The 19183-nt window shown below is 71.2% G+C and carries 14 protein-coding genes; 8 read left to right on the top strand and 6 right to left on the bottom strand.

Annotated elements, in window-relative coordinates; all coding sequences use genetic code 11:
• Positions 1-3 precede the first annotated feature (3 nt).
• The 5 genes from FHS39_RS22135 to FHS39_RS22155 form a co-directional block, all read right to left on the bottom strand.
• Positions 4-1365 (bottom strand): M20/M25/M40 family metallo-hydrolase, encoded by a 1362-nt coding sequence (locus FHS39_RS22135; RefSeq protein ID WP_184351188.1) that lies wholly within the window; start codon positions 1363-1365, stop codon positions 4-6.
• A 136-nt stretch (positions 1366-1501) separates the two neighbouring features.
• Positions 1502-2263: an asparagine synthase-related protein gene (locus tag FHS39_RS22140; RefSeq protein WP_281396895.1), complete on the bottom strand. Its 762-nt coding sequence runs from the start codon at positions 2261-2263 to the stop codon at positions 1502-1504.
• A 341-nt stretch (positions 2264-2604) separates the two neighbouring features.
• Positions 2605-5007, bottom strand: a complete 2403-nt coding sequence (locus FHS39_RS22145) for a SpoIIE family protein phosphatase (RefSeq protein WP_246470402.1) — start codon at positions 5005-5007, stop codon at positions 2605-2607.
• Between the two features lie 123 nt (positions 5008-5130).
• Positions 5131-7614 carry a DHA2 family efflux MFS transporter permease subunit gene (locus FHS39_RS22150; protein ID WP_184351190.1) on the bottom strand — a complete coding sequence of 828 codons (2484 nt, stop codon included), beginning with the start codon at positions 7612-7614 and terminating at the stop codon, positions 5131-5133.
• A gap of 177 nt (positions 7615-7791) precedes the next feature.
• Entirely contained in the window at positions 7792-8253 is a 462-nt protein-coding gene (locus FHS39_RS22155; RefSeq protein WP_184351191.1) for an SRPBCC family protein, read from the bottom strand.
• Positions 8254-8399: 146 nt separating this feature from the next.
• On the opposite strand from FHS39_RS22155, the gene FHS39_RS22160 reads away from it, so the two are divergent.
• Complete coding sequence (locus tag FHS39_RS22160; protein WP_246470403.1) at positions 8400-8918, top strand: GNAT family N-acetyltransferase; 519 nt, start codon at positions 8400-8402, stop codon at positions 8916-8918.
• Here the strand turns inward: FHS39_RS22160 and FHS39_RS22165 are convergent.
• Positions 8888-9526 carry a HEAT repeat domain-containing protein gene (locus FHS39_RS22165; protein WP_184351192.1) on the bottom strand — a complete coding sequence of 213 codons (639 nt, stop codon included), beginning with the start codon at positions 9524-9526 and terminating at the stop codon, positions 8888-8890. The two genes, FHS39_RS22160 and FHS39_RS22165, sit on opposite strands and share 31 nt — an antisense overlap.
• 366 nt (positions 9527-9892) lie before the next feature.
• On the opposite strand from FHS39_RS22165, the gene FHS39_RS22170 reads away from it, so the two are divergent.
• From FHS39_RS22170 to FHS39_RS22200, 7 genes are all read left to right on the top strand, one after another.
• Positions 9893-11722, top strand: coding sequence for a 3-hydroxyacyl-CoA dehydrogenase family protein (locus FHS39_RS22170; RefSeq protein ID WP_184351193.1), 1830 nt, complete (start codon positions 9893-9895; stop codon positions 11720-11722).
• Between the two features lie 85 nt (positions 11723-11807).
• Complete coding sequence (locus tag FHS39_RS22175) at positions 11808-12626, top strand: TetR family transcriptional regulator (protein WP_184351194.1); 819 nt, start codon at positions 11808-11810, stop codon at positions 12624-12626.
• A 364-nt stretch (positions 12627-12990) separates the two neighbouring features.
• Entirely contained in the window at positions 12991-14328 is a 1338-nt protein-coding gene (gene ccrA, locus FHS39_RS22180) for a crotonyl-CoA carboxylase/reductase (protein ID WP_184351195.1), read from the top strand.
• A gap of 9 nt (positions 14329-14337) precedes the next feature.
• Positions 14338-16350: a protein meaA gene (locus FHS39_RS22185; protein ID WP_184351196.1), complete on the top strand. Its 2013-nt coding sequence runs from the start codon at positions 14338-14340 to the stop codon at positions 16348-16350.
• Entirely contained in the window at positions 16347-17312 is a 966-nt protein-coding gene (locus FHS39_RS22190; RefSeq protein ID WP_184351197.1) for an HpcH/HpaI aldolase/citrate lyase family protein, read from the top strand. The genes FHS39_RS22185 and FHS39_RS22190 overlap by 4 nt, the downstream gene beginning before the upstream one ends.
• Before the next feature lie 5 nt (positions 17313-17317).
• Positions 17318-17830, top strand: a complete 513-nt coding sequence (locus tag FHS39_RS22195; RefSeq protein WP_184351287.1) for a MaoC family dehydratase — start codon at positions 17318-17320, stop codon at positions 17828-17830.
• A 1-nt stretch (position 17831) separates the two neighbouring features.
• Positions 17832-19037 (top strand): acyl-CoA dehydrogenase family protein, encoded by a 1206-nt coding sequence (locus tag FHS39_RS22200; RefSeq protein WP_184351198.1) that lies wholly within the window; start codon positions 17832-17834, stop codon positions 19035-19037.
• Positions 19038-19183: the final 146 nt, after the last annotated feature.

The raw sequence follows: 19183 nt of genomic DNA on the forward strand, positions 1-19183 counted from the left end.
CTGCTATGCCTCCTTGTCGTTCATCACAAAGCGGTCGAGCACGCGGACACCGAAGTGCAGCGCCTCGACGGGCACCCGTTCGTCGACGCCGTGGAAGAGCGCCTGGTAGTCGAAGCCGGGGGGCAGCTTCAGGGGGGAGAAGCCGTAGCCGGTGATGCCCAGTTCGGAGAACTGCTTGGCGTCGGTGCCGCCCGACATGCAGAACGGCACGGCGTGCGCCCCGGGGTCGAAGTGCTCCAGGGCCGCGCGCATCCGCGCGAACACCGGGGAGTCCACGGGCGCTTGGAGCGCCTCGCCGTGGTTGTGGAACTCCCAGTCCACGTCCGGGCCGGTCAGGCGGTCCATGGTGGTGCGGAACTCCTCGCCCCCGCCCGGGACGGTCCGGCCGTCCACGAATCCGACGGCGCTGCCGGGGATCACATTGATCTTGTAACCGGCGTCCAGCATGGTCGGGTTGGAGCTGTTGCGGACCGTCGGCGCCACCAGGGCGGCGGCCGGGCCGAGCTTGCCCAGCAGCCCGTCCGCGTCGAAGTCCGGGGCGTCCACGTCCGCCTCGATGCCGTGCAGGGCGGCGATCTCCCGTAGCGCCGCCTTGACGGTCGGTCCGAGGCGCACCGGCCACTGGTGCTCGTTGATCCTGGTCACGGCGGCGGCGAGCCTGCCCACGGCGTTCTGCTTGTTGACCTTCGAGCCGTGCCCGGCTCTGCCCCGCGCCGTCAGCTTGACCCACGCGGTGCCGCGCTCGCCCGCGCCGACCGGATACAGCCGCAGCCCGGCGTCCGCGTGGAAGGTGTACGCGCCCGATTCGCCGATGCCCACCGTGCAGCCGCGGAACAGCCCGGCGTGCTCGCGGGCGAGGAAGGCGGCTCCGGCAAGGGCGTTGTCCTCCTCGTCGGCGGTGAAGGCGAGGACGATGTCGTGCGGCGGCCGCACCCCGGCGCGGGCCCAGGCCCGCACGGTCGCGAGGAACATCGCGACCGTGTTCTTCATGTCGACGGCGCCCCGGCCCCACACCACCCCGTCGCGGACCTCGCCCGAGAAGGGGTGCACGCTCCAGTCGGCCGGCTCCGCGGGCACCACGTCGAGGTGGCCGTGCAGCAGCATGCCCACCGCGGCCGGATCGGCGCCGGGGATCCGGGCGACCACGTTCGTGCGCCCCCGGTCCTTCTCCAGCAGGACGGGCTCGATGCCGGTCTCGGCGAGCCGCTCGGCGACGTACTCGGCGGCGGGCCGCTCCCGGCAGTCGCCCGCGCCGCGGTTGGTGGTGTCGATGCGGATCAGATCGGAGGTGAAGCGCACCACCTCCTCCAGCGCCCGCTCGTCCACTCTCTCCCTTGCGCCGCCCCCGTTGACGTGATCAGTCATGACGTTCCTCCACCACGGCTCCGGCCGGACTCCAGCACCACCGACCGTAAGCGGCGGCGGCCGGAAGTCCCGGGCACCCGCGAGGCGAGCCGCACGCAGCCCACCCGAACGCCCGTGCCACCGGAGATCAGGATCTTCATGACCGGCACGCTACGCGTCGGCGAACGCCCGGACCAGGCCTGTGGATAACTTCGGGGGCACGACCCGGCGGCGGGGCCCGGCGCGGGGTCAGTGCCGCCGCATCACCCCTTGCCCGTTCGTTCCCGCGGTGCGCAGGGCCTGGCTCACCGCCAGTTCCCGGTAGACGAGGAGATGGGCTCGTCCAGGAGGAGCAGGGAGGGGCGGACGAGGAGGGCTCGGGCCAGGTGCCGGCCACCACATGGGCCGGTGAGCGCGCGGCCAGGAAGCAGACCGAGGTGGAGTCCAGGCCACCGGAGAGGTCGCAGCTGACCACGCCTCCGGCGTCCGTACGGGCGTCGACGGCCTGTGACAGCGCCTCACGCGCCAGGGGGGCGCCCTCGGCCAGGGAGAGCGTCGGCTCGGGAGGCGTCCACCAGCGCGAGCGCCGGGTCGTCCGGCCGTCGGGCGCGATGATCAGCGCCTCCTCGTGGGGCACGGCCGTGACGCCGCGCCAGAGCGAGGTCTCGAAGAGCGGGTAGGGGACGGGCCACAGCAGCCGCACGGCCAGCCGCTCCTCGTCCGGCTCTTCGCCGGTGGCCGCGGCGAGGACGTCGGCACTGGTGGCCGCCACCTGTACGCCGTCGACGGCCGCGTGGAAGACCAGGCGGAGGCCGGATCCGGTCCCCTGCACCCGCAGCCGTCCGTCCAGCGCGGCGACGAGGTGGAAGCTGCCGGGGAGCCGGCGCGCCAGGGCGTCGAGTTCGGTGAGGTCACGCAACCGGTGTGCGTACCTCTTGAGTTCGTCCGCGTCGACCGGAGCGCATCCCACCACGGCGATGGCGGCCCGTCCGGCCTGGGCGGTGACGATTTCCCGGCCGCTCCACCGGCCGACCAGCCAGGGCCGACCCTAGGAGTGCGCCAGGATACGGGCTTCTGGGCGGCGGAAGGAGCGGGCCGCGACGAGCGCGTCCTCGCAGCCCGGAAGGACCGCGAAGTGTGCGTCACCGGGACCCACTCCCCCCGCCTCGTGCGGCGTAAGCATGGCGTCGAGCGAACCTCTGCACGAAGAACGATGCCATGTCCAATGTGACGTTCGATGCGATGCGGTCGTGGTCCGGGCTAGCGGCCGGCCGCTCGTGAGGGGCGGTGCACCAGCGCCTGCTCGCACCACACCGTCTTGCCGCGCGCCGTATGGCTGGCGCCCCACTCCCGTGCCATGGCGCTCACCACCCGCAGCCCGCGCCCCGACTCCTCGTCGAGGCCGCTGCCCGACAGCGCCGGGAGGGTGTGGTCGTCGTCCGTGACCTCGCACAGCAGCACGTCGGTGCGCACCAGCCGCAGCCCCACCGACCGGGTCCGGGCGTGACGCACGGCGTTGCCGACCAGTTCGCCGACGAGCACCTCCATGGTCGGCGCCGCGTCCGCCAGCCCCCAGGCGGCCAGCCGCTCCCGGGCCAGGCGGCGGGCGCGGGCGGCCTCCCGGGGCTCGGGCGCGAGCTGCCACTCCGCCACGTGTTCGGCCGGGATGCCGTTGAGCCGGGCCATCAGCAGGGCCACGTCGTCCTTGCGGCCGTCGCCGTTGTTGAGGGCGCGGATGATGGTGTCGCAGGCGTCGTCCATGGAGGCGGCCGGGTGGGCGGCCGACTCGCACAGGGCCGCCAGCCCCGCCCCGATGTCCTGGCCGCGGACCTCCACCAGTCCGTCGGTGCACAGCACCAGCCGGTCGCCGGGGGCCACCGGCACCGCCGCCGCCTCGAAGGGCACCCCGCCGACGCCTATGGGCGCGCCGGTGGGCAGCTGCAGCAGCTCGCTGCGGCCGTCCGCGGCCCGTACGAGCACCGGCGGGATGTGGCCCGCGTTGGCGATGCGCAGTTCCGAGCGGATCGGGTCGTACACCGCGTAGAGGCAGGTGGCCAGGTAGTGCTCGCCGAGCCGCTGGGCCAGGTCGTCGAGGTTGCGCAGGAGCCGCTCGGGCGGCAGGTCGAGGGCGGCCATGGTCTGCACGGCGGTGCGCAGCTGGCCCATCATGGCGGCCGAGTGCAGGCCGTGGCCCATGACGTCGCCGACGACGAGCGCGGTGCGCGAGCCGGGCAGCTTGATGCTGTCGAACCAGTCGCCGCCCACCCGGCCGAGCCGGGTGCCGGGCAGGTAGCGGGTGGCGGTGTCGCAGCCCGCCGTGCGCGGGGTGAGCTGCGGCAGCATGCTGTCCTGGAGGGTGTCGGCGACGTTCTCCTGGTAGGTGTACATCCGGGCGTTGTCCAGCACGAGCCCGGCTCGGGCCGCGAGTTCGGCGCCGGTCGTGCGGTCCATGTCGTCGAACGGCTCGCGTCCCTCACGGCGCATCAGCACCATGAAGCCCAGGACCACGTGGCGGGCCTTGAGGGGGACGACGAGCATCGACCGGCCGTTGATCAGGGGCCGCAGGTCGCGCTTCTCGAACCGCTCGGAGATGCGGTTGCCCAGCTCTTCGGTGATGCGCGGGATGAGCACCGGCTCGCCGGTGACCATGCACTGGAAGAACGGGGTGTGTTCGGGGAAGGCGATGGCCTCGCCGACGGGGACGGTGTCGTCCCAGCGGCCCGGTTCGTCGTTGTGCTCGACCGAGACGCGGTGCCAGACGGTGGTGACGTCGGGCGGGCCGTCCGGGAAGCCCTCCCCGGCCAGGACCGCGGCGCGCAGATGCGTGCCCGCGAAGTCGGTGAAGCGGGGCACGGCCGCACTGGTGACCTCGCGGATGGTGCGTTCGAGGTCGAGGGAGGTACCGATGCCCTTGCTGACCTCGTTGAGGAACTCCAGGCGCTCGCGGACGGCGGCGTGCTCCAGATCGGGCTCGCCGGCAGCGCGCACCTCGGTGGCCGGCGCGTCGGCGGCCGGGACGCGGGAGCGGCGCCCGGCGTGCCGGGGCGTACCCCAGTCGTGGGTGACGGGGATCCGCTCGTGGCGGCTGATCTCCAGGACGGGGTAGCCCAGTTCGAGGACCTGGGCGGCGATGCGGCCGCAGGCGGCGGGGCCCATGTTGGGCAGGATGTCCGGGAGCCGCCCGGCGAGCAGGGTGGCGTCGGGGAAGTCGGTGTGCGGGGCGAAGGCCGGGGCGATGCGCCTGCTCTCCTCGACGGGCAGGGCGCCCGCGTCGGCGGCGAGCATCAGCAGCCGCTCGGGGCCGGGCCCGGCCAGCGGATACGCCCACCAGATCACGTCGAGCCGGCCGGGTGGGCGGCCGGTGGAGCGGGCGCGTCCGGCGCGGGCGTAGCCGGGGGCGAGGGGGATGGTGTCGAGCTCGGCTCCGAGGCCGTCGGCCGGCCCGTATTCGGCGCTGTCGGCCGCCGTGCAGCCCTCGGCGTCGCCCAGCGCGCCGTAGACGGGCATGAGATCGGCGGCGGGGCTGCCGACTGCCTCTTCACGGCCGGGCCCGAAGAGCTTGCGCGCTCCACTGCTCCAGTGCGTCACCAGCCCGTCGGAGCCGACCACGACCACCGCAAGCGGAACCCGTCCGGGGATGGATTCGGACGTGCCACTGTCCATGGGTGGTCGCTCCTTCGCACGCATACCGCATGATCGGCCCACCCCTACCACCGTAGGGCCCCCGGCCCGCCCGATGTGGACGGTTGCCCGAATCGGTCGTGTGCCGGGGCGGGCGGGCAGGCTCTAGTCCGCGTGGCCGAGTTGGAGATCCCGCTCGGTACGTCCGCCGCCCGCGACTTGGAGGACGGTGGCGACCGGCGGGTAGCCGGCGGCGACGACGGTGTACTCGCCGGCCGAGAGGTCCACGAAGCGGAATGTGCCGTCGGCCCCGGTGACGGCGGAGTCCACGACGTTGCCGGCCGCGTCCAGCAGGGTCACGCGGGCGTCCTCGACGGGCCGTCCGGCGCCTGCCCGTACGGTGCCGCGCAGCACGGCGCCGCCCGCGAGCTCGATGTCCTGCCAGGTCTCGCGGGCGGACTGGACGGTGACGGGCAGCGCGGTCGGCCGGAAGGCGGGGGCGCTGGATGCGAGGGTGTACTCGCCGGCCACCAACTCGGCGATCACATAGCCGCCTTCGTGCCCGGTGCGGGTGGAGGCGACGACTTCGCCGTGCACGTTGGTGAGGGTGACCAGGGCCTCGCGCACCGGGCTGCCGTCGGCGGTGCGCACGGTCCCGGCGAGGCGTCCGGCGCCGCCCAGGACCACGTCGAGCTCGACGGGCCGCTCGCCGATGGTGACGGTGACGGCCTGCGGCTGGTGTCCTCCGGCGGCGGCGATCAGGACGTACGAGCCGGTGCCGGGCGTGCTGAGCGCGTACCGCCCGTCCTCGCCGCTCGCCCCGCGGCCGATCTGGCGGCCCTGGACGTCGATGAGGGTGAGGGCGGCGCGGGGCACGGTGGTGCCGTCGTGGTGCTGGACGGCACCGGTGACGGGGATGCCCGCGACGAAGGGCGCGGGGTCGGCCGGGGCCGCGGTGCGCGCGGCCGGGACGGTGGGGGGCTCCGGCGGGTTGCGCTGCTCCGTGGGGGCTTCCGGGGAGGTGTGCGCCATGGTGACGGGTTCGGTGGCGGCGTGCGGGATCGTGGCGGCTTCGGAGGCGTTGTGGGACACCAGTGGTTTCTCTTTCAGCAGGAAGGCGAGCAAAAAGCCCACGATGAGCACCGGTACGAGGTAGAGGAAGATCCGCGGCATGGCGTCGGCGTAGGCCCGGACGTAGGCGTCGCGCAGGGGTGCGGGCAGGGCGTGCACCAGCTGGGGGGTGAGGGAGTCCGGGGCCGGGAGTCCGGCGCGGTGCGGCAGTTCGGCGGCCAGGCGGGCGGCGAGGCGGTGGGCGAAGAGCGTGCCGAAGACCGCGGCGCCGACCGAACCGCCGATCTGCCGGAAGTAGTTGTTGGCGCTGGTGGCCGTGCCCAGGTCGGCGGGGTGCACGGAGTTCTGCACGGCGAGCACGAGCACGGGCAGCGACAGGCCGATGCCGATGCCGAGGATGGCCATCCAGAGGCTGTAGACCAGCCGCCCGGTCTGGGTGTCGAGATGGGAGAGCAGGTACATGCCCTCGGCGGAGAGGGCGCCGCCGAGGATGGGCAGCAGCTTGTAGTGGCCGGTGCGGCTGATGAGGTGTCCGCCAAGGAGCGAGGCCATGACGATGCCGCCCATCATGGGCAGCATCAGAAGGCCGGATTCGGTGGCGCCGACGCCGTCGACCATCTGCAGAAAGGTCGGCAGGTAGCTGGCGGCACCGAAGAGGGCGACCCCCGTGATCGCACCGACGAGCGCGGTGACGGTGAAGACCGAGTCGCGGAACAGGTGCGGTGGGATGATCGGTTCTGCGGCGAAGTTCTCGACGACGACGAAGAGCAGGGCGGTGCCGATGGCGCCCGCGCCCAGCCCGAGGACGGTGCGGGAGGTCCAGGCGTATTCGGTGCCGCCCCAGGTGGTCAGCAGCACCAGGCAGGTCGAGGAGGCCGTGAGCAGCAGCGCGCCGAGCACGTCGAAGCGGGCGCGGCGCGGCGGCTTGGGCAGCTTGAGGCCTGCGGCCACGACGGCGAGCGTGACGAGGCCGAAGGGGACGTTGAGGTAGAAGCACCAGCGCCAGGAGGCGTGGTCGGTGAAGAACCCGCCGATCAGCGGCCCGGCGACGGAGGCGAGTCCGTAGGCGGCGCTGATGACGCCCATGTAGCGGCCGCGCTGCCGGACGGGGACGATGTCGGCGATGATGGCCTGGACGCCGATCAACAGCCCGCCCGCGCCGATGCCTTGCAGGGCCCGGAAGGCGATGAGCTGGTCCATGGTGCGGGACCAGCCCGCGAGCCCCGAGCCCACGACGAAGACGACGATCGCGAAGACGAAGACGGTCTTGCGGCCGGAGAGGTCGCCGAGCTTGCCGTAGAGCGGCAGGACGACGGTCGAGGTGAGCAGATAGACGGTGACGGCCCAGGACATCCGGTCCAGGCCGTGGAGTTCGCCCACGATCTTCGGCAGCGCGGTGGCCACGACGGTCTGGTCGAGCGCCGCGAGCAGCAGCGTGAGCATCAGCCCGGTGAAGACGAGCCGCACTCTGGCGGGGCCTGGCCGTGCTTGCCGGTCGGCAGGGGCCGGCTCGGGCGTGGGCGGGGGAAGCGTCCTGTGGCTCTTCACCAAGGTGGTCTCGAAGGTGGACCCGCCCACGTACTGCTCCCGTCGTCGCGCCTGCGTCGCCGCCCATTTCTCGCATTACGCGACAACGGCCAGCAAGCGCGACGATTCACCTGGGAGCGTCGAACGAGGGGCTTTCTGCCGGTCGGAGGCGGTTTCCGGACACCGGCCCGCCGCCGGGAAAACCACTCGAACCGGTGACTTGGCCGGTTATCGGCCGGCGCCCGGCTTGCCCTCGACCTCGGCCGCGAGCCTGTCGAGGACGGCGTCGTAGATCCGGCCGAGGCCCTTGGGCGCGAAGGTCCGCTCGAAGAATCCGCCGATGCCCGAGGCGCCCGTCCAGGTGGTGTGCACGACGACCTTGGAGCTGCCCTCGCCGGCGGGGGTGACGGTCCAGGTGGTGACCATGGTGGAGTTGCGGTCCTTCTCCACCAGCTGTCCGGTGGAGGGCTCGGAGACCTCCAGCAGGCAGTCCCGGACGCGCTTGCTGGTGGCCTGGAGCTTCCAGCGGACCAGGGTGCCCTCGCCGTCGCCGCCCTCGCGCACCTCGTACTCGCTGAAGTGCTCGGGCAGCAGCTTGGCGCGCGTGCCGCTGTAGTCCGCCAGCGCGTCGAACACGTCCTCCGCGCCCGCTGCGATGTTCCGCTCCGTGGTGGCCTCGACCTGGCCCATGGCTTGTCCTCCCGGACGTCGTGCTTGCCTGCCTGTATGCGGCAAGCCAACCACCATCGCCACACCCGCCCAAATCGGGGTCGGCACGGTTCGGCATACCGGAATATCTTCTGCCCGCAGGCGTCGGGGGGCGCTAGCGTGCCGCCATGGTGCGGATACGGACGATGACCGAGGCCGATGTCGACACCGTCGCCGAGATCCGGGTACGGGGCTGGCAGGCGGCGTACGCCGGGCTCATGCCGCAGGCCTTCCTGGACGCCATGAGCGTCACCGAGGAGAAGGCCCGCCGCCGCGACATCTGGCAGGCCACGCGGGGGCACCGCATCAACCTGGTCGCGGAGGACGAGGGGCGCGTGGCCGGCTGGGCCTGCTACGGCCCCGAGCGCGAGGGCCCCGCGGGCCACGGCGAGCTCTACGCCCTCTACGTACGTCCGAGTCTGATCGGCACCGGCATCGGCCGGGCGCTGTGCTGTGCGGCACTCGTGGGTGCGGCGGAGTGCGGGTATGCGCGGATGGTGTTGTGGGTGGTGAAGGGCAACACACGCGCCCGGCGGTTCTATGAGCGCGCCGGGTTCGCGGCCGACGGTGCGGAGGAGGCGTACGACGTCGGCGGGACGCCCGTGCCGGAGGTGCGCTACGTGCTGGAGCCGGTCCGCGCGCCGTGAGCGCCGCCGCCCCGGCCATTCAGCCGGGCCAGGGCCGTCAGCGCGGCCGGGCGCAGGCGTTCGTGCTCGCGGGCGGCGACGAGCGTGGCCTCGGCGCGGCGGTCGCCGAGGATGCCGAGCCCCTCCACACAGGCGCGGGCGACGGGCCAGCAGTGATCGCGGGCGGCCAGCAGCCGTTCGAGGGTGGACAGCAGGGCGGGCACGGACTCGGGGGCACGCAGCTCGGTGAGGAGGCGGACGGGGTGGATGGCGTAAGCGGTGCGCAGCGGATTGGTGGCCAGGGCCGCGGCGGCGCGGGCGGTGCGGGGGTCGCGGAGGCGGGCGAGGACATGGGCGGCGGTGGCACAGCGGACGGGTTCGCGGTAGTTGAGGAGGAGAACGAGCGTTTCGAAGGCTCGCCGGTCGCCCCGGCTGCCGAGCGCGTAGGCGGCGATCTCCCGGGCCCACAGCGGCCGTTCGGGGGCGACGAGGACCTCGGCGAGTTCATCGCGGGCGGCGCGGCCGTCGGTGCGGACGAGGGCGAGCAGCTTCTGGTACGCCGAGAGCTCTGCCGGGGAGACCAGTTCGGCCCGTACCCGCTTCAGCAGTGCACGGAATTCCTCTTCCATTTCCCGCTCTCCTCCCCGAGTGGCCTGGACCACATCACCACATCGTAAGTCGCGCGCCCACCCTCTGGCGCTCTTGGTTACCGGTGAGTTAATCTCCCCGGCACGAGCAGTACTTCCCGCTGCGGCGGCCTGGTGACGCAGGCGCCGCGGCCGTGACTGCCCGGACGTCGGTTCGTCGGTTCGGCACGTCGAGAGCGGCAGGGCCCCGGGATAGGGCCCGCCGGTCGCACAACTCCCGCCCCGTGGACGCCCCTTACCCGTCCCCGGAAACCGTCAGTCGCCGCGCCCTCTTCATGGGCCGCGGGCCGCCGTCCTCCCCGTGCACGCCGGATGCCCCGCACGGGGAACACCCTCTGGAGCTTCGTGATGGACCGTACGTCCGCCTCCTCCCCCGAGCCGTCCCCCCTCTCCCCCCTTTCTTCTTCCCTCAAAACCGTCGCCGTGATCGGCCTCGGCACGATGGGCACGGGCATCTCCGAGGTGCTCGCCCGGTCGGGCCGGGACGTCATCGGCATCGACGTCGCCGACAGTGCCACGGCGCGGGCCACCGCGGTCCTCGGGGCGGCGCTCGACCGTGCGGTGGCCCGCGGCCGGATCACCGAGGAGCAGGGCCGGCAGGCGCTGGCCCGCTTCCGCACCTCCACCGATCTGCGCGACGCCGCCGACGCCGACCTGGTGATCGAGGTCGTGCCGGAGAACTACGCGCTCAAGCACGAGGTCTTCACCGCCCTCGACGCGATCGTGCGCCCCACCACGATCCTGGCGACCGGCACCAACGCCCTGTCGGTGACGCGGCTGGCCGCCGACTCCGCCCGCCCCGAGCGGGTGCTCGGCCTGCACTTCTTCCACCCGGTGCCCGCGATGCAGCTGGTCGAGGTGGTCTCCTCGGTGCTCACCGCGCCGACCGCCGTCACCGCCGTCACCGAGCTCGCCCAGGAGCTGGGCAAGGAGCCGCTGCGGGCCGCCGACCGGCCCGGCTTCATCGCCGACGGGCTGCTGTTCGGCTACCTCAACCAGGCCGCGGCGATGTACGAGTCGCACTACGCCTCGCGCGAGGACATCGACGCGGCGATGCGGCTGGGCTGCGGCCTGCCGATGGGCCCGCTCGCCCTGCTCGACATGATCGGCATCGACACCGCCCGCACCGTGCTGGAGGAGCTGTACGCGGCCTCCGGCGACCGGCTGCACGCGCCCGCCCCGGTCCTCAAGCAGCTGGCCGCGGCCGGGCTGACCGGCCGCAAGGCGGGCCGCGGCTTCTACGCCTACGAGGCACCCGGTTCCGAGGTGGTCGCCGCGGACGCGCTGACCCCGGCCGCGGCGGCCGGCCGCACCGCCGGGCGCGAGGTGCGCACGGTGGGCGTCGCGGGTTCGGGCACCATGGCCAGCGGGATCGCCGAGGTGTTCGCCAAGGCGGGCTACCGGGTGGTCCTCGCGGCCCGCTCCATGGAGAAGGCCGAGGCCGCCAAGGAGCGGATCGCCGGCTCGCTCGCCCGGCAGGTCACCAAGGGGCGGCTGACGGCGGAGCGGCGCGAGGCGGTGCTCGCGGCGGTCACGCCGGCCGGCTCCCTGGAGTCCTTCGCGGAAGTGGACCTGGCCGTCGAGGCGGTGGCGGAGGACCTGGCCGTCAAGCGGGAGCTGTTCGCCGCGCTCGACAAGATCTGCAAGCCGGGCGCCGTGCTGGCCACGACGACCTCCTCACTGCCCGTCGTCGCCTGCGCCCGGGCCACCTCGCGCCCCGAGGACGTCGTGGGCATGCACTTCTTCAACCCGGCCCCGGCGATGAAGCTGGTGGAGGTGGTCCGCACGGTCCTCACCGCCGACGACGCGCACGCCACCGTGCACGCGGTGTGCGAGCGGATCGGCAAGCACCCGGTGGACTGCGGGGACCGGGCCGGCTTCATCGTCAACGCGCTGCTGTTCCCGTACCTCAACAGCGCCGTGAAGATGGTGCAGGAGCACTACGCCTCGCTGGACGAGATAGACGAGGCGATGAAGCTGGGCGGCGGCTATCCGATGGGCCCCTTCCAACTCCTCGACGTGGTGGGGCTCGACGTCTCGCTGGCCATCGAGCAGGCGCTGTACCAGGAGTTCCGCGACCCCGGGCTCGCGCCCGCGCCGCTGCTGGAGCACCTGGTGGCGGCGGGCTGCCTCGGGCGCAAGACGGGCCGCGGCTTCCGCGAGCATGAAAGGGCCTGAGGCATACCCGGGCTGGGGCGGACTGCTCGAACCGGCCGGAGGTCCGCCCCGGCACGCCCGTGCGGGCCCGTGTTACGTTCCCCACATGTCCCAGCCCGCCAAGTCCGCCCGCGCCGCGCGCGGGGCCGCCACCGAGCCCGCCGCAGCCGAGAGCACCGGCTCCCGCCGGGCCGCCGCCCAGCGGCTCACCATGCGCCGCAAACTCGCGGCGGCCGCCATGGAGTTGTTCGCGACGAAGGGCTACGAGGCGACGACCGTAGACGAGATCGCAGCCACGGCCGGGGTCGCCCGCCGGACGTTCTTCCGCCACTTCCGCTCCAAGGAAGAGGCCATCTTCCCCGACCACGACGACACCCTCGTGCGGGCCGCGGGGGTGCTCGACGCGGCCCCGCCGCACGAGAACCCGTTGGACACCGTCTGCCGCGGCATCAAAGAGGTCATGCGGATGTACGCGGCCTCCCCCGCGGTCTCCGTCGAGCGCTACCGGCTGACCCGCGAGGTGCCCGCCCTGCGCGAGCGCGAGATCGCTTCGGTGGCCCGCTACGAGCGGCTGTTCACCCGCTACCTCCTGGGCCACTTCGACGAGAGCGCCCACCATGCGGGCGACGACGACCCGTTGCTCGCCGAGGTCGCCGCCTCGGCGGTGGTCACCGCCCACAACCACGTGCTGCGCCGCTGGCTGCGCAGCGGCGGCGAGGGCGACGTGGAGGCGCAGCTGGACCACGCCTTCGCGATCGTGCGCGAGACGTTCGGCACGGGCATCGGCGCGGGCCGCGCGGGGGTCGAGGACGCCCCGGCGGCGAGCGCGCGCACCGAGGGCGAGGTGCTGGTGGCGGTGGCCCGTACGGACGCGCCGCTCGGCGAGGTCATGCGAGCGATCGAGAAGGCCCTCAAGAAGGGCTGATTCTAGAAGCATTCATACCAAATCAGACAGGGGTCGCTCCGCCATGGAGCGGCCCCTGTTGCTCATGCGTGCCCCCCGGATGACATCTGAGAGAAATTCTTGGCACCGAGTGTCTTGTCGAGTGGCACGCGGTGCCATACGTTGTCGGTGTCCGGGCAGCCGGCGCGCAGACACGATCGTCGTGCGCCGGCTGTCCCCGCAAGGCTGTACCACCTGTGCGCCCGGACGCCTGCGTCACCAGGCATCGCACGCCCCGCGCCACCCCGCGCGGCAGCATTACCCGCCGAACCGACGGCACCGCCTCTGCACCACCCCCGACGTTCCCTCAGAGCCGTTCCGCAACGCGCTTCGCCGGAGGCAATCCGTGAACCAGATACTCGACGCGATCCTCGCGTCCGACAGTGCCGCAGAGGACTTTGCCGCGCTGCCCCTGCCCGAGTCGTACCGCGCGGTGACCGTGCACAAGGACGAAGCGGAGATGTTCGCCGGGCTCACCACCCGGGAGAAGGACCCCCGCAAATCCCTCCACGTCGAGGAGGTGCCGGTGCCCGAACTGGGGCCCGGTGAGGCCCTGGTGGCCGTCATGGCGAGCTCGGTGAACTACAACTCGGTCTGGACCTCGATCTTCGAGCCCGTCTCGACCTTCGCCTTCCTCGAGCGCTACGGCAAGCTCTCGCCCCTCGCCAAGCGGCACGACCTGCCCTACCACGTCATCGGCTCCGACCTGGCGGGCGTGGTGCTGCGCACCGGCCCCGGCGTCAACGCCTGGAAGCCCGGCGACGAGGTGGTCGCGCACTGCCTCTCGGTGGAGCTGGAGTCCGCCGACGGGCACAACGACACCATGCTCGACCCCGAGCAGCGCATCTGGGGCTTCGAGACCAACTTCGGCGGGCTCGCCGAGATCGCGCTGGTGAAGTCCAACCAGCTGATGCCCAAGCCGGCCCACCTCAGCTGGGAGGAGGCCGCGGCGCCGGGCCTGGTCAACTCCACCGCCTACCGGCAGCTCGTCTCCCGCAACGGCGCCGGGATGAAGCAGGGCGACAACGTGCTGATCTGGGGTGCCAGCGGCGGACTCGGCTCGTACGCCACCCAGTTCGCGCTCGCGGGCGGGGCCAACCCGATCTGTGTGGTCTCCAGCGAGCAGAAGGCGGACATCTGCCGGAAGATGGGCGCCGAGGCGATCATCGACCGCAGCGCCGAGGGCTACAAGTTCTGGAAGGACGAGCACACCCAGGACCCGCGCGAGTGGAAGCGGCTCGGCAAGCGCATCCGCGAACTGACCGGCGGCGAGGACGTGGACATCGTCTTCGAGCACCCCGGCCGCGAGACCTTCGGCGCCTCGGTCTACGTCACCCGCAAGGGCGGCACCATCGTGACCTGCGCCTCGACCTCGGGCTACGACCACCAGTACGACAACCGCTACCTGTGGATGTCGCTCAAGCGGATCGTGGGCTCGCACTTCGCCAACTACCGCGAGGCGTGGGAGGCCAACCGCCTGGTGGCCAAGGGGAAGATCCACCCCACGCTGTCCAAGACCTACCGGCTGCACGAGACCGGGCAGGCCGCCCACGACGTCCACCGCAACGTCCACCAGGGCAAGGTCGGCGTGCTCTGCCTGGCGCCGGAGGAAGGCATGGGCGTGCGCGACGAAGAGATGCGGGCGCAGCACATCGACGCCATCAATCGCTTCCGGAACGTGTGAGCCATAGGTATGACTGAGCGTCAGAAGGATCGTCCGTGGCTGATGCGGACGTACGCCGGGCACTCCACGGCCGAGGCGTCCAACGAGCTCTACCGGCGCAACCTCGCCAAGGGCCAGACGGGACTGTCGGTCGCGTTCGACCTCCCGACGCAGACCGGATACGACCCCGACCACGTCCTCGCCCGCGGCGAGGTCGGGCGGGTCGGGGTCCCGGTCGCCCACCTCGGCGACATGCGGCGGCTGTTCACGGACATCCCGCTGGAGCAGATGAACACCTCCATGACCATCAACGCCACCGCCATGTGGCTGCTGGCCATGTACCAGGTGGTCGCCGAGGAGCAGGGTGCGGACGTCGCACAGCTCCAGGGGACCACGCAGAACGACATCGTCAAGGAGTACCTCTCGCGCGGGACGCACGTCTTCCCGCCGGGTCCCTCGCTGCGGCTGACCACCGACATGATCGCGTACACGGTCAACAACATCCCGAAGTGGAACCCGATCAACATCTGCAGCTACCACCTGCAGGAGGCGGGGGCCACTCCGGTACAGGAGATCTCGTACGCGATGTCCACCGCGATCGCCGTCCTGGACTCGGTGTTCGCATCCGGGCAGGTGCCCGAGGACCGCAAGGGCGAGGTCGTCGCCCGGATCTCCTTCTTCGTCAACGCCGGAGTGCGCTTCATCGAGGAGATGTGCAAGATGCGGGCCTTCAGCCGCATCTGGGACCACATCACCCGTGAGCGCTACGGCATCGAGAACCCCAAGCACCGCCGCTTCCGCTACGGCGTCCAGGTCAACTCCCTGGGCCTGACCGAGGCCCAGCCGGAGAACAACGTCCAGCGCATCGTCCTGGAGATGCTGGCCGTCACCCTCTCCAAGGACGCCCGCGCCCGCGCCGTCCAGCTGCCCGCCTGGAACGAGGCGCTGGGCCTGCCGCGTCCCTGGGACCAGCAGTGGTCCCTGCGCATCCAGCAGGTTCTGGCGCACGAGAGCGACCTGCTGGAGTACGAGGACATCTTCGCCGGCTCCCACGTCATCGAGGCCAAGGTGGCGGCCCTGGTCGAGGAGTGCCTGGCCGAGATCGGGCGCATCCAGGAGATGGGCGGGGCGATGGCCGCCGTCGAGTCCGGCTACCTCAAGTCCCAGCTGGTCTCCTCGCACGCCGAGCGCCGGGCCCGGATCGAGGCGGGCGAGGAGAAGATCGTCGGCGTCAACTGCTACGAGTCCACCGAGCCCAACCCGCTCACCGCCGACCTCGACACCGCGATCATGACCGTCGACCCCGCGAACGAGGCCCGGGTCGTGGCCGGCCTGCACCGCTGGCGCGACAACCGCGACGAGGGCCGCGCCCAGGAGGCGCTGTCGGCGCTCAAGAAGGCCGCGGCGGGCTCGACGAACCTGATGCCCGCCACGCTGGAGTGCGTGCGCGCCGGGGTGACCACCGGCGAGTGGTCGTGGGCCCTGCGCGACGTCTTCGGCGAATTCCGCGCCCCCACCGGCGTGAGCAGCGCCCCGCTGGCGGTGACCGCCGAGGCGGGCACGCCGCTCGCGGCGGTACGGGCCAAGGTCGCCCGGACCGCGGCCGACCTCGGCGCCGGCAAGCTGCGGCTGCTGGTCGGCAAGCCCGGCCTGGACGGCCACTCCAACGGCGCCGAGCAGATCGCCGTACGGGCCCGCGACGCGGGCTTCGAGGTGGTCTACCAGGGCATCCGGCTCACCCCGGAGCAGATCGTCTCGGCGGCCGTCGCCGAGGACGTGCACTGCGTCGGCCTGTCCATCCTCTCCGGCTCGCACGCCGAGCTGGTGCCCGACGTGCTGGCGAGGCTGCGGAGCACGGGGGCGGACGACATGCCCGTGATCGTCGGTGGCATCATCCCGTCCGCCGATGCCACCGCCCTCAAGGCGGCCGGTGTCGCGGCCGTATTCACACCCAAGGACTTCGGAATCACGGAGATCATCGGCCGTATCGTCGACGAGATCCGCAAAGCGAACAAGCTCGACCCCCTGGAGGTCTCCGCATGACCGCGCCCGTCAACCGGCTCCGCCCGCGCCGCTCCTGCCTCGCCGTCCCCGGCAGCAACCCGCGCTTCCTGGAGAAGGCCCAGGGCCTCCCGGCCGACCAGGTCTTCCTCGACCTGGAGGACGCCTGCGCCCCGCTGGCCAAGGAAGGCGCCCGGCACACCATCGTCGACGCACTCAACAACGGCGACTGGACGGGCAAGACCAGGGTCGTGCGGGTCAACGACTGGACGACGCACTGGACCTACCGGGACGTGATCACGGTCGTCGAGGGCGCCGGCCCGAACCTCGACTGCATCATGCTGCCCAAGGTGCAGGACGCCCAGCAGGTCGTCGCCCTCGACCTGCTGCTGACGCAGATCGAGAAGACGATGGGCTTCGAGGTCGGCCGCATCGGCATCGAGGCGCAGATCGAGAACGCCAAGGGCCTGGTCAACGTGGACGAGATCGCCGCCGCGTCGCCGCGCCTGGAGACGATCATCTTCGGCCCGGCCGACTTCATGGCCTCCATCAACATGAAGTCGCTGGTGGTCGGCGAGCAGCCGCCCGGCTACCCGGCCGACGCCTACCACTACATCCTCATGCGCATCCTGATGGCCGCCCGCGCCCACGACCTGCAGGCCATCGACGGCCCGTACCTCCAGATCAAGAACGTGGACGGCTACCGCGAGGTCGCCGGCCGCGCCGCGGCGCTGGGCTTCGACGGCAAGTGGGTGCTGCACCCCGGCCAGGTGGAGGCGGCCAACGAGGTCTTCTCCCCCTCGCAGGACGACTACGACCACGCCGAGCTGATCCTGGACGCGTACGACTACTGCACCTCCGAGGCGGGTGGCAAGAAGGGCTCGGCGATGCTGGGCGACGAGATGATCGACGAGGCCAGCCGGAAGATGGCCCTGGTCATCGCGGGCAAGGGGCGGGCGGCGGGGATGACCCGCAAGTCCTCCTTCGAGATTCCGGAGGCGTGAGCACGATGCAGTTCGGCCGCACTTACGAAGAGTTCACCGTCGGGGACGTGTACAAGCACTGGCCCGGAAAGACCGTCACGGAATACGACGACCACCTCTTCTGCCTGCTCACGATGAACCACCATCCGCTGCACATGGACGCCCATTACGCGGAGAAGACGACCGACTTCGGCAAGAACGTGGTGGTCGGCAATTACGTCTACTCACTGCTGCTGGGCATGTCGGTGCCGGACGTCTCGGGCAAGGCCATCGCCAATCTGGAGGTCGAGTCGCTCAAGCACGTGGCGCCCACCTTCCACGGCGACACCATCTACGGCGAGACGACCGTGCTGGACAAGACGCCCTCGAAGTCGAAGAGCGACCGCGGGATCGTCCACGTCGAGACCCGTGGATACAAGCAGGACGGCACCGTCGTCTGCGTCTTCCGGCGCAAGGTGATGGTCCCCACCGCCACGTACATCAAGGAGCGTGGCGGGGAACAGCCCGGCCGCCCCGAGCCGATCGTCCGGGAGAAGTGAGATGGGGCGCCTGGCGCAGACCGACGGGTTGACGGATGTCCAGCGGGAAATCCTGGCGACCGTCCGTGAATTCGTCGACAAGGAAATCATCCCGGTCGCGACCGAGCTGGAGCACCGGGACGAGTACCCGACCCGCATAGTCGAGGGCCTCAAGGAACTCGGACTGTTCGGCCTGATGATCCCCGAGGAGTACGGGGGCCTGGGTGAGTCCCTTCTCACATACGCGCTGTGCGTGGAGGAGATCGCCCGCGGCTGGATGAGTGTGTCGGGAATCATCAACACGCACTTCATCGTCGCCTACATGCTCAAGCAGCACGGCACGCAGGAGCAGCGCGAGCACTTCCTGCCGAGGATGGCGACGGGCGAGGTCCGCGGCGCCTTCTCGATGTCGGAGCCGGGGCTGGGCTCCGATGTGTCGGCGATCACGTCGAAGGGCGTGCGCGAGGGCGATGAGTACGTCCTGAACGGCCAGAAGATGTGGCTGACCAACGGCGGCTCGTCGACGCTGGTGGCCGTGTTGTGCCGGACGGACGAAGGCCACCCCGAGGGCACCGCCCCGCACAAGTCCATGACGACCTTCCTCATTGAGAAGGAGCCCGGATTCGGGCAGGTCAAGCCGGGTCTGACCATTCCCGGCAAGATCGAGAAAATGGGCTACAAGGGCGTCGACACCACCGAATTGATCATGGATGGCCTGCGCGTTCCGGCCGATCGGGTGCTCGGCGGGACCACCGGCCGGGGTTTTTACCAAATGATGGACGGCGTCGAGGTCGGCCGGGTGAATGTCGCCGCCCGTGGTTGCGGCGTCGCCCAGCGTGCGTTCGAACTGGGTGTCTCCTATGCGCAGCAGCGCCACACCTTCGGAAAAGCCATCGCTCAACATCAGGCCATTCAGTTCAAGCTGGCCGAAATGGGGACAAAGGTCGAAGCGGCCCATGCGATGATGGTGAATGCTGCACGGAAGAAGGACTCGGGTCAGCGCAACGACCTCGAGGCCGGAATGGCCAAGTACCTGGCCTCCGAGTACTGCAAGGAGGTCGTCGAGGATGCTTTCCGCATCCACGGCGGCTACGGCTTCTCCAAGGAGTACGAGATCGAGCGTCTCTACCGGGAGGCCCCGATGCTGCTCATCGGTGAAGGTACGGCCGAGATCCAGAAAATGATCATTGGGCGCCGGCTACTCGAGGAGTACCGAATCCAGGGATAATTGCCCGATTTAGGGAGATATGGCGGTCATAGAGCAGAGAAGAAGATCACACCCTGTCATCGGAGTTCGGCCACGGACTGGCTCTGGCGCTTAGCCAGTTGCCCGTCGCAACCGATACCATCCCCCGAAAGCCGCCGTCCCCCAAT

Source organism: Streptomyces olivoverticillatus, assembly GCF_014203555.1.
GTDB lineage: Bacteria > Actinomycetota > Actinomycetes > Streptomycetales > Streptomycetaceae > Streptomyces > Streptomyces olivoverticillatus.